General features: G+C 72.3%; 12 protein-coding genes. 6 read left to right on the top strand and 6 right to left on the bottom strand.

Annotated elements, in window-relative coordinates; genetic code table 11:
• Together fliK and NJ376_RS22085 are read left to right on the top strand one after the other, a co-directional pair.
• Positions 1 to 484: flagellar hook-length control protein FliK (gene fliK / locus NJ376_RS22090; RefSeq protein ID WP_252955454.1), on the top strand; the 484-nt coding region annotated here is incomplete at its 5' end.
• 14 nt (positions 485 to 498) lie between these two features.
• Positions 499 to 1161: a flagellar hook assembly protein FlgD gene (locus tag NJ376_RS22085; RefSeq protein WP_252955453.1), complete on the top strand. Its 663-nt coding sequence runs from the start codon at positions 499 to 501 to the stop codon at positions 1159 to 1161.
• 148 nt (positions 1162 to 1309) lie between these two features.
• Here the strand turns inward: NJ376_RS22085 and NJ376_RS22080 are convergent, their stop codons facing one another.
• From NJ376_RS22080 to rfaD, 5 genes are all read right to left on the bottom strand, one after another.
• The gene (locus NJ376_RS22080; protein WP_252955452.1) at positions 1310 to 2281 is read right to left on the bottom strand and encodes a hypothetical protein; all 972 of its coding nucleotides are present in this window, start codon (positions 2279 to 2281) and stop codon (positions 1310 to 1312) included.
• 58 nt (positions 2282 to 2339) lie between these two features.
• A complete protein-coding gene (pgeF, locus tag NJ376_RS22075) occupies positions 2340 to 3122 on the bottom strand; it encodes a peptidoglycan editing factor PgeF (RefSeq protein WP_252955451.1) in 783 nt (260 codons plus the stop codon).
• The gene (locus NJ376_RS22070; RefSeq protein ID WP_252955450.1) at positions 3119 to 4108 is read right to left on the bottom strand and encodes a class I SAM-dependent methyltransferase; all 990 of its coding nucleotides are present in this window, start codon (positions 4106 to 4108) and stop codon (positions 3119 to 3121) included. Before NJ376_RS22070 ends, pgeF begins: the two co-directional genes overlap by 4 nt.
• 182 nt (positions 4109 to 4290) lie before the next feature.
• Entirely contained in the window at positions 4291 to 5085 is a 795-nt protein-coding gene (lgt, locus tag NJ376_RS22065) for a prolipoprotein diacylglyceryl transferase (protein ID WP_252955449.1), read from the bottom strand.
• Entirely contained in the window at positions 5085 to 6062 is a 978-nt protein-coding gene (gene rfaD, locus NJ376_RS22060) for an ADP-glyceromanno-heptose 6-epimerase (RefSeq protein WP_252955448.1), read from the bottom strand. Before rfaD ends, lgt begins: the two co-directional genes overlap by 1 nt.
• A 207-nt stretch (positions 6063 to 6269) precedes the next feature.
• Between rfaD and NJ376_RS22055 the strand changes: the two genes are divergently transcribed.
• The 3 genes from NJ376_RS22055 (at position 6270) to proC (ending at position 8147) form a co-directional block, all read left to right on the top strand.
• Positions 6270 to 6653: an accessory factor UbiK family protein gene (locus NJ376_RS22055; RefSeq protein WP_252955447.1), complete on the top strand. Its 384-nt coding sequence runs from the start codon at positions 6270 to 6272 to the stop codon at positions 6651 to 6653.
• Positions 6654 to 6788: 135 nt separating this feature from the next.
• The gene (locus NJ376_RS22050; RefSeq protein WP_252955446.1) at positions 6789 to 7292 is read left to right on the top strand and encodes a type III secretion system chaperone family protein; all 504 of its coding nucleotides are present in this window, start codon (positions 6789 to 6791) and stop codon (positions 7290 to 7292) included.
• 39 nt (positions 7293 to 7331) lie between these two features.
• Positions 7332 to 8147: a pyrroline-5-carboxylate reductase gene (gene proC, locus NJ376_RS22045; RefSeq protein ID WP_252955445.1), complete on the top strand. Its 816-nt coding sequence runs from the start codon at positions 7332 to 7334 to the stop codon at positions 8145 to 8147.
• Positions 8148 to 8312: 165 nt separating this feature from the next.
• On the opposite strand, the gene NJ376_RS22040 is transcribed toward proC, so the two are convergent.
• Positions 8313 to 9137 (bottom strand): NUDIX hydrolase, encoded by an 825-nt coding sequence (locus tag NJ376_RS22040; RefSeq protein ID WP_252955444.1) that lies wholly within the window; start codon positions 9135 to 9137, stop codon positions 8313 to 8315.
• A gap of 187 nt (positions 9138 to 9324) precedes the next feature.
• Here NJ376_RS22040 and NJ376_RS22035 point away from each other — a divergent pair.
• Positions 9325 to 10860, top strand: a 1536-nt coding sequence (locus NJ376_RS22035) for an ABCB family ABC transporter ATP-binding protein/permease (protein WP_456309717.1), incomplete at its 3' end; no start/stop codon positions are given.

The following is a 10860-nucleotide window of genomic DNA, read 5'->3' as shown; positions in this document are numbered from 1 at the left end:
CGCGCCGTCCCCGGCCGGACCGCCGGCCGAGGCCAGCCTCGCCGCCGCGCCCCGCAGCGCGCCGCCACCGGTGCGGCAGGTCGCCCCCGTCGCCGTCGCCCTGGCCTTGGCCCCCGGCCAGAGCAATCGGCTGGTGGTGGCGCTCGAGCCCGGCTCCCTCGGCCGCGTCGAGATCAGCATCGAGCGCGACGCGGCCGGCGAGGTCGCGGCGGTGAAGGTGCGGGCGGAGCGGCCGGAGACCCTCGCCCTGCTGCAGCGCGACGCCAGGGAATTCGACCGCAGCCTGACCCAGGCCGGGGTGCAGGTGCCGGATGGCGGGATGAGCTTCAGCCTCTCCGACAGCGGCGGCCGCGCCGCCGGCCAGGGCGGGGGGCAGGAGGGTGGCCGGCCCGGGGCGCGCGGCGCCGCCGCGCCAGCCTCGCCCCCGGCCGCCGAATCCGCCCCGCCCGGCCTGGCCTATGCCCTTCTCGACATCGCCGTCTGACCCGGAGCCCGCCCATGGCCACCATCCCCTCCACCGGCAGCAGCGCCGCCGCCGCCACCTCCATCGCCGCCGCGAAGACCTTCGGCAGCGATTTCAGCACCTTCCTCACCCTGCTCACGACCCAGCTCAAGAATCAGGACCCGACCAAGGCGATGGACACGACGGAGATGACGAACCAGCTCGTCGCCTTCTCCCAGGTCGAGCAGCAGATCGCGATGAACACCAACCTGCAGAAGATGATCTCGCTGGAGCAGGCCTCGCAGGTCACCGCCTCCCAGGCCCTGCTCGGCCGGACGGTGGAGGTGGAAAGCGACCGGCTCGCCCTGCAGAACGGCCGGGCGCAGCTCGTGCTGCCGGCGGCGGGCACGGCGGCCAGCGTCATCGTCACCATCACCGACAATGCCGGCCGCACCATCCGGCAGGAGCAGGTGAAGCTCGGCGCCACCGAATCCACCTGGAGCTGGGATGGGAAGAACAGCGCCGGAGTGGCGCAGCAGGATGGCGCCTATCGCTTCGCCGTCGCCGGCCGCGACGCCAATGGCGAGGCCCAGACCGTGGCCGCGCAGGTGCGCGGCACCGTCACCGCGACGGAGCGGACCGGCAGCAGCGGCGATCTCAGCCTGCTGATGGGCGGGCTTTCGGTGGCCTACACCGCGGTGCGGCGGGTGGTGAACTGACAGCCGGCGCGGAACGTCCTTACGTGCCGCGCCGGGTTGCAGTGGCGGCTGCGCGCCAGGCGCAAGGACAGGCCGGCCGCGCCAGCCGACCGGCATCGGTCGGCATTCCGCGCGGCCGGCATGCGCCCCGCGCCGCCGCCGCGCGGCCTCAGGGGACCAAGCGGGGGGCGCCGGGGGCGGGGGCGGCGGCAGCCTCGGCCGGCGGCGGCTCCTCGCCGGTGCGGGGCGGCGCGGCCATGGCGTTCGCCACCACGGTGCGGACGCCATCCGCCGCCTCCTCCGCCACCACATAGGCGATGTCGCCCCAGAGCCGGGCGAGGCGGCCCTGCGGCACCTCGTTCACCTGCACCACCCGGCCGAGCTCATGCCCGTCCCGCCGGCTGACGATCCACTGGATCTCGACCCGCTGGTTGCCGGGGGTGCCGGGCACCACGGCCACCTCGCCCTCCAGCGCGTATTGCGCGCCATCGGCGGCCTCCTGCACCACGAAGCCCTGGTTGCCGAGGAAATCCCGCATCCGCCCGGCCAGCGCCGCATTGCCATCCCCCGGCGCGCCGTGGACGCCGGCCAGGCGCAGCCGCGGCGGCCCGGCGGCGAGCGAGTCCGGGTCGGTCTGCTTGATCGCCGCCTCCACCTGCAGCAGCAGGCGGGTGAGGGCGGGCGCGGCTTCCTCCGCCACCCGGGCGAAGATCTCCGGCCGCCCCTCCGCCCAGTCGCGCACCGGCACGGGCTGCGCCTCGGTGCTGGCCTGCGGGCGGCGATCGGCGTCCAGCAGGCGGAAGCGCGGCCGCACCGCCTGGCCCTGCCGCTCCGCCGTCACCTCCACCAGCCAGTCGAGCGGCAGGGGCGTGGCGGTCGCCACCGCGGGCAGTTCCTGCGCCTGCAGCGCGGTCGTCACCGCCTCGGCCAGGGCGGTGGCGGAGCTGTCCGGCAGCAGGGCGTTGTCCGGCGGCGGCACGGCGAGGCGGACGGCCAGCGGCACCGCCAGCCGGTCCGCCAGCCCGCCGGGCCGACCGCGATAGGGCTGCGGCAGGTCGCCGCAGGCGGCCAGCGCCAGCAGCAATGCCAGGGCGGCGGCGAGGCGCGCGCCGGCGCCACGGAACAGGCTAAAGCAGCGCACAGGCGACCATCAGGGTGATCAATGTCAGGACCATGAATTGGATCATGTAGGGCATGGCTCAGCCCGTCACGGCGATGGCTGAGAGCTGGTGGCCGATCGGCCCGCCCCCGGCCAGGGTGCGCCGCCGGTGGCTGAAGAAGCGCGCCTCCTCCGCCAGGGTATCGACCTGCAGGGCCGAGGCGGCCGCCAGGCCCAGCGCCGCCAGCCGCGCCGCGCAATAGCCGGCCAGATCGAATTGCCAACGCTCCTCCCGCCGGCCCGGGACGAAGAAGCGGGCATCCCCGGCCTCCCGCGCCAGCACTGCCTCCCGCAGATCGGGGCCGACCTCGTAGCTCTTCTGGCCAATGCAGGGGCCGATGGCGGCGCGGATGCGGTGGCGGGCGGCGCCGAGCGCCTCCATGGCCGCGACCGTTGCCTCCAGCACGCCGCCCACCGCGCCGCGCCAGCCGGCATGGGCGGCGCCGATGACGCCCGCCTCCGGCTCCGCGAACAACACCGGGGCGCAATCCGCGGTGACGATGCCCAGCGCCACGCCGGGGCGCCGCGTCACCATGGCATCGGCGGCGGGGCCTTGGCCTTCGGTCCAGCCCTGCTCCACCACCGCCACCTCCGGCCCGTGCACCTGCTTCAGCCCATGCAGCGCCGCGCGATCCAGACCGAAGGCGGCCATGGCGCGGCGGCGGTTCTCCCGCACCTTCTCGATGTCGTCCTGGCCGGAGAGCGAGCAGTTCAGCGCCGCCCAGGGCCCTTCGGAGACGCCGCCGCGGCGGGTGAAGAAGCCATGGGCAAGACCCGGCAGCCCGGCCAGGCCCGGCTCGGTCAGGTATTCGGCATCCGTCATGTAGCCTCGAAGCCCTGGGGTGGCGGCAGGCGGGGATGACACAGGCAGAGCACCTTGAACAGCCGCCCCATCGCCTCCGGCGCCACCAGCCGCTCCGCGCCGGAGAGGATATGGCCGGCGAGGCGCGGGGCGCGGCGGGCCTGGAGGGCTGCGAGGGTCATGATGCCGAGGCGCTGGAGGAAGAGCCCCATGGGCAGCGGCCCATGCACCCCGACTCCCGCCGCCCGGGCGGTGGCGGCCAGCGGGCCGAACAGCACATGAGCGGTGAGGTCCACCGTGCCGGCGGGTGCCAGCGGGTCGGCATGGCCGTGCGCCGCCATGGCCTGCAGGCTCTCCCCCAGCACCGCCTCGGCCGGGCCGTAATCGAGGAAGAGCGCGGCGCCGCCCTGGGTCACGACCCGCCGGGCGAGGGCGGCGACCACTGCGTGGCTGGCCTCGGAATGCTCGGCGATGGCGCCCTCGGGGGCGTCGGCGGGCAGGCTGGGCGGGGCCTCGGCCGGGGCCTCGACGAAGCCGCCATCGGCGACGAAGCGCTCCGCCCAGGCGCCGCCGCGGCGGATGAATTGCCGGATCGGCAGGGCATCCAGGAACTCATTGGCCAGGATCAGGGCCGGGCCGGGGGGCAGGGTCCCGATGCCGTCATGCCAAGTGGCCTCAGGCAGCCGCTCGGCCTGCAGGGCGCGCAGGCGGGGGGAGGTCTCCACCAGATGCAGCCGCAGCGCGGCGGCGAAGCCGGGCGCCACCTCCCGCACCGCCCGCAGCGCATCCGCCATCAGCGTGCCGCGGCCGGGGCCGAGTTCCACCAGCAGCACGGGATCCGGGCGGCCCATCGCCTCCCAGGTCACGGCGCACCAGAGGCCGAGGCATTCGCCGAAGGCCTGGGAAATCTCCGGCGCCGTGGTGAAGTCGCCGCCGGCGCCGAAGGGCTCGCGGCCGGCGTAATAGGCGGCGACGGCGCGGGCCATGTAGTGGTCGAGGCGTTCCATTGCTGTCCTCGCGGGTGCCGAGAGGGGGCGCTGCCCCCTCTCGGGCTCTCCCCTGCCAAAGGCCGGAGGGCCTTTGGAAACCATGAGTTTGGGCCTCGTCGGTTCAACCTGCCGCCTCAAGGGGTCCAGGGGCCTTTCGGCCCTTGGCGAGGGGAGCTTGAGGGCAGCAGAGCTCCCCTCGATCACGCCGCCGCCGGCCGCGCCCGCAGCATCAGCCACAGCCCCACCAGCAGCATGGGCAGGGAGAGCAACTGCCCCATCGTCGCCCCGCCGATCAGGAAGCCCAGATTGGCATCCGGCTGGCGGAACAGCTCCCCGACGCTGCGCGCCACCGCATAGCCCGCCAGGAAGGCCCCGCTGACGAAGCCGCGCCGCGCCCGGATGGCGGGGATGCGCACCAGCAGCTGCAGCAGCAGGAACAGCAGCACCCCCTCCATGCTCGCCTGGTAGAGCTGGCTCGGATGCCGCGGCTCCGGCCCGCCGGTCGGGAAGACCATGGCCCAGGGCACGTCGCTCACCCGCCCCCAGAGCTCGCCATTCACGAAATTGGCCAGCCGCCCGAGGAACAGCCCGATCGGCACCACCGAGACCACCCGGTCGCCGAAGCCCAGCGTGTCGATCCCCCGGTTCCGGCAGAACAGCAGGATCGCCAGGATCACCCCGAGCGCGCCGCCATGGAAGGACATGCCGCCCGTCCAGACGGCGAAGATTTCCAAGGGGTTGGCCAGGTAATGCTCCGGCCGGTAGAACAGCACGTAGCCAAGCCTGCCGCCGAGCACGATGCCGAGGGTGATCCAGGTGACGGCATCGTCCACCTGTTCCGCCGTGGCCACCCGGGGCGCCAGGGCGACCAGCCTTTTGGCCAGCCACCAGCCCAGCACGATGCCGAGGATATAGGCCAGCGCATACCAGCGGATGGCAAAGGGTCCGACCTCGACCAGCACCGGGTCGATGGCCGGGAAGGGCAGGACCAGCATTACGCGTCCAGATCCATGCCGCGATAGGCGGCGACGGTCCGCCGCACCCCTTCCTCCAGCGGAATCATCTGCCCGGTATAGCCGGCCGCCCGCAGCCTCCCGAGCGGCGCCTCGGTGAAATACTGGTACTTGCCTTTCAGATCTTCCGGCATGTCGATGAAGGCGATGTCCTCCGGCCGGTCCAGCGCCGCGAACATGGCGCGGACCAGGGCGAGAAAGCTGCGCGCCCGGCCGGAGCCGACATTGAAGAGGCCGGAGACCCGGGGGTTCTCCAGCAGCCAAAGCATCACGGCGACGCAATCATCGACATGGACGAAGTCCCGCCGCTGCTCCCCATCCGCGATGTCCGGACGGTCGGAGCGGAACAGCGTCGCCGCCTCCCCGCGCATCACCTGGCGGTATTTGTGGAACAGCACGCTGGCCATCCGGCCCTTATGGGCCTCGTTCGGGCCATAGACGTTGAAGAAGCGCAACCCCGCCCATTGCGGCGGCGGCGCGGCGCCAAGGGCAAGCATCTGCGCCACCCGCTTGTCGAAGGCGAGCTTCGACCAGCCATAGAGGTTGAGCGGACGCAGCCGGGCCAGCCCCTCCGGCGTTGCATCATCCTCGAAGCCCTGCGCGCCGTCGCCATAGGTGGCGGCGGAGGAGGCGTAGATGAAGGGCACCCCTCGCTGGGCGCACCAGGACCAGAGGCGGAGCGGCAGGGTAAGGTTCGTGGCGGCAACGAGGTCGCCATCGGTCTCGGTGGTGGCGCTGATCGCCCCCATATGGAGAACGGCCGAGATGGGAGGGTGGCTGGCCAGGTAGCCTTCCAGCTCCTCCCATGGCAGGAGACCGGCAAGGGTTGGCACCGCAAGGTTGCGCCACTTGCCGCCATGGCCCAGGCGGTCGATGACCATCACCTCGGCCCCCCTGGCGGCAAGGGCGGCGACGAGGTGGGAGCCGATGAAGCCGGCCCCGCCGGTGACGAGATACAAGGCCCGGCTCCTTCGATGCTGGGGCGGCCGGGCGGGGGTATAGAGCAGATCGCGCCGGGGTGCGAAGGCCCCCAGGGGGTGGCGCGGCCCGCACTTGGGGATTGCATCGGCGGATGGCGACCAAACCTGGCCGCGATTTGCCACAGGGCGCCAGACCAGCCGCCGGACGCGGCAGCGGCCGGCCGGGCGCCAAGCGGAGTGGAAGCGATGAGCGAGACCGGAGGCCGCAAGCGCGGCAGCTTCTTCGACGATCTGGCCGGGGTGGCGGGCGGCGCCTTCTCCGCCCTGGCCGGCGCCCGCACCGAGATGGAGGCGGCGGTACGCGCCCAGATCGACGCCGCGGTACAGCGGCTGGAGTTGGTGAAGCGCGAGGATCTGGACGCCGCCATGGAGGTGGCCCGCCGGGCCCGCGAGGCGCAGGAGGCGCTGGAAGCCCGGGTCGCGGCGCTGGAGGCGAAGCTGGCGGCGCTGACGCCGGCGGCCTCGGCCATGGCGGCCGGGGAGGCGATCCAGCCGCCCGAGGCCGCCGGCACCACCGCCGCCGCGGCGGCGGCGGACCCTGGCCCACCCCCCGAGGCCGGTCGCGGCTGATGCTTCTGCTGCGCCGCAACCGCTGCCCTTGCGGCGGCGTTCCGGCCCTGCATAGTCTAGCTCTGGTGGGCCGAGCTGCCGATTCCCCCAAGACTCGGTATGCTCCCACCGCTTACGGAATGAGGAGGTGCCGCGATGTCAGGCTTGCTGGCCCTTGACCGCGATAAGGCGACCAACCCCCTCGATGTCCTCGAACAGATCGTCACCGCCAATGAGTGGGCCTTCGAGCGCCGCTCCGACGGCGAAATGGCGGCCGAGGCGCCGGGCAAATGGTGCGATTACGGCCTGTACTTCTCCTGGTCGCCGGAGATCAGCGCCATGCACTTCTCCTGCGCCTTCGACCTGAAGGTGCCGCCGGAGGGCAGGGCCAAGCTGTTCGAATTGCTGGCGCTCGCCAATGAGAAGCTCTGGCTGGGCCATTTCGGGCTGGAGAGCGACGAGGGGGTGCCGGTGTTCCGCCACTCCGTCCTGCTGCGCGGCGCCCCCGGCGCCAGCGCCGAGAGCCTCGAGGACATGGTGGACATCGCCATCACGGAGTGCGAGCGCTTCTTCCCCGCCTTCCAATTCGTCCTCTGGGGCGGGAAGGCGCCGGCGGAGGCGCTGCAGGCCGCCATGCTGGATTGCGTCGGAGAGGCCTGACCGCTACCCCCGACCGGGACATGCGGGAGGGGAATTGCCATGGCTGAACAGGCTTTGCCGCCGCTGCTGCTGGTCGGCTGCGGCAAGATGGGCGGGGCGATGCTGGCCGGCTGGCTGGAGCGCGGCCTGACCGAGGTGGTTGTGGTGGAGCCCAACGCCGCCGCTGCCGCGGCCTTCGCCGGGCGCGCGACCGTGGTGCCGAGCCCGGAGGCGGTCCCCGCCGGCTTCCGCCCGGCCGCGGTGGTGCTGGCCATCAAGCCGCAGGAAGCCGCCGCAACGCTGCCTGCCTTCGCCCGCTTCGCCACTCAGGGCACGCTGTTCCTCTCCATCATGGCCGGGCGCAACACCGCCGGCATGCGGGCGCTGCTGGGCGAGAAGGCGGCGGTGGTCCGCGCCATGCCGAACACCCCGGCCGCGGTGCGCCAGGGCTTCACCGTGGGCTTCGCCGGGCCGGGCGTGACGCCTGAGCAGAAGGCGCTGGCGGACCGGCTGCTCTCGGCCATCGGCGAGACCGCCTGGGTGGAGGAGGAGGGGCTGATCGACCCCGTCACCGCCGTCTCCGGCGGCGGCCCGGCCTATGTCTTCCTGCTGGCGGAGGTGATGGAGGCCGCGGCGATCGCCGAGGGGCTGCCGTCCGAGCTGGCGCGGCGCATGGCGCGGGTGACGGTGGCCGGCTCCGGCGCCCTGCTGGCGGCCAGCCAGGAGGATGCGGCGACCCTGCGCAAGGCGGTGACCTCGCCCAAGGGCACGACGGAACGGGCGCTGGCGGTGCTGATGGCGCCGGAGGCCTGGCCGAAGCTGATGAACGAGGCGATCGCAGCGGCGACGGCGCGGTCGCGGGAATTGGCGGGGTAGGGCAGGGGGCGCTGCCCCCTGCACCCCGCCGGAGCCAGGACTTGGCCCCGGACCGCGGTCTGAGTCGGCAGGTTAAGCCAGCCAACTTACACGGGGGTCCGGGGAGGGGATTGCCGGCACTGCCGGCAATCCCCGGCGGGGGTTTGGGGGCAGAGTCCCCAACCTTCAGCGCGGCCCCTGATCCAATCCCGCCCGCAGCGCCACACCCAGGCTGCTCCCGGGGTCGATCAGCCCCTCCCGCAGGAAGAGGTCGATCAGCACAAGGTTCACGTTGAACTTCACGCCATCGGTGTCCCGCACCGCCGTCAGCACCCGCTCGGCCGGCCAGAGCTCGAAGCGCTCCACCTCGTCATCGTGCGGGGCGGGGGTGAAGCCCTCCGGCAGCTCCAGATCGTACACATGCAGCACATCCCGCCGCAGCCCTTCCGGCAGACGCATGACGTAGGAGAGGCGGGCCACGTGCCGCGCCTGGCGGGCCAGGGCCTCCGGCAGGCTGGCCTCCTCGCCTGCCTCCTTCAGCAGGCAGCTTTCCGGACCGAGCCCGGCCGGGATCCCGCCGGCGACCAGATTGTCCAGCTGCCCTGGGGCCACGGGTTTGTGGCGGGAGCGGATGCCGACCCAGATGCGCAGCCCCTCCTTCCCGCGCACCAGCCCGTTCAGATGCACCCCCTGGCCGATCACCCCGAAGGCCGGGACCGCGCCGCGGTCCAGCGTGGCGAGAACCGGCCCGGTGCAGGTCTCCCGCACGTCGAAGGCCTCGCCCCGCAGGCGGAACCGGCCCTGCGCCGCCAGCTCCGTGACAAGGCGGTCGAGCTGGGCGTCGCCACCGGGCAGGGTCACGCCGGCGGCGTCCTGAAGGCCCGGGGGCAGGGCCTCGGCCAAATCGGGGGCGACATACCCCACCTGCGCCGTTCCGATCCGGAAGGGCAGCAGGCCGGAGAGGTCATGGCCGTTGTTGCAATTGGCGATGTGGCGCGAGAAGGGGTCCATGCCCTCCTCTACCCCATGGGCGCCTGAGGCAGCAGTGCTCTCGAACCCGACGGTTCGAAACTTATACCGGGGTCCGGGGACCGGCCCGGTCCCCGGCGGGGGGCTGGGGGCAGAGCCCCAGCCGGATGGCCGGTTCCCCGCCCCGGCATTCCGCCCTATGTCCCGGCGCGACATGCGGAGCATCCCTGTGGCGCCAGAGAAGACGACCGAGCGCAGCCATTTCGCCACGCTGCTGGCCCTGGCGCCCTGGTTATGGCCGAAGGAGGAGCGGGAGCTCCGGGTCCGGGTGGTGCTGGCCGTGGCGCTGCTGGTGGCCGCCAAGGCGGCCAATGTCCTGGTCCCCATCGCCTATGCCCGCGCCGTGGATGCGCTGGCACCGAAGGGTCCGGCGGCGGTCGCTGCCATCCCCGTGGCGCTGGTGCTCTATTACGGCTTCCTCCGCATCGCCAGCAGCGGCTTCGCGGAGCTGCGCAACGCCGTCTTCGCCAAGGTGCAGGCCCGCGCCGCCCGGCGCATCGGCCTCTCGGTCTTCCGCCATCTGCATGCGCTGTCCATGCGCTACCACATGGATCGGCAGACCGGCGGCCTTTCCCGCGTCATCGAGCGGGGGACGCGCGGCATCACGCTGCTGCTGAACTTCCTGCTGTTCAACATCATCCCGACCATCCTCGAGATCTTTCTCGTGGCCGGCATCCTGTGGGCGATGTTCGACCTTTCCTTTGCCGCGGTCACGCTGGTGACGATCGGCGGCTACATCGCCTTCACCCTGACCTTCACCAATTGGCGGCTGCGCTTCCGGCGGGAGATGAACCGTACCGACCAGGATGCGAACACCAAGGCCATCGACAGCCTGTTGAACTACGAGACGGTGAAGTATTTCGGCAATGAGGCGCATGAGGCCCGCCGCTATGACGAGAGCCTGACGCGCTACGAGCGCGCCTATGTCCGCTCCGAGAGCACGCTGAACCTGCTGAATGCCGGCCAGGCGACGATCATCGCCGCCGGCCTCACGCTGGTGATGCTGCTGGCGGCGAAGGGCGTGGTGGGCGGCAGCATGACCACCGGCGATTTCGTGCTGGTGAACACCTACCTCATCCAGCTCTACATGCCGCTGAACATCCTTGGCTTCGCCTATCGCGAGATCAAGCAGGGGCTGACCGACACCGAGGAGATGTTCGACCTGCTGCGGCAGGAGGAGGAGGTGGCGGATGCGCCGGACGCCGTGCCGCTGGCCGCCGGGCCGGGGGAGGTGGTGTTCGAGGACGTGCAGTTCGGCTACCGGCCGGACCGGCAGATCCTGAAGGGCGTCTCCTTCCGCGTCCCGCCGGGGAAGATGCTGGCCATCGTCGGGCCGACCGGCGCCGGGAAATCCACCATCTCCCGCCTGCTCTTCCGCTTCTACGACGCGACGGGCGGCCGCATCCTGGTGGATGGGCAGGATGTGCGGGAGGTGACGCAGCATTCGCTGCGCGCCGCCATCGGCGTGGTGCCGCAGGACACCGTCCTGTTCAACGACACCATCCGCTACAACATCGCTTATGGCCGCCCCGGCGCGACAGATGCCGAGGTGGAACGCGCTGCGACCCTCGCCCAGGTGCACGATTTCGTACTGCGCTTGCCGGAGGGCTACCGGACCATGGTGGGAGAGCGTGGCCTCAAGCTCTCGGGCGGGGAGAAGCAGCGCGTGGCCATCGCCCGCACCATCCTGAAGGATCCACGCATC

It is taken from the genome of Siccirubricoccus soli, from assembly GCF_024178315.1.
Taxonomy (GTDB): domain Bacteria; phylum Pseudomonadota; class Alphaproteobacteria; order Acetobacterales; family Acetobacteraceae; genus Siccirubricoccus; species Siccirubricoccus soli.
Note: the sequence above shows the minus strand (reverse complement) of the source record. Positions and strands in the feature narration are given on the sequence as shown.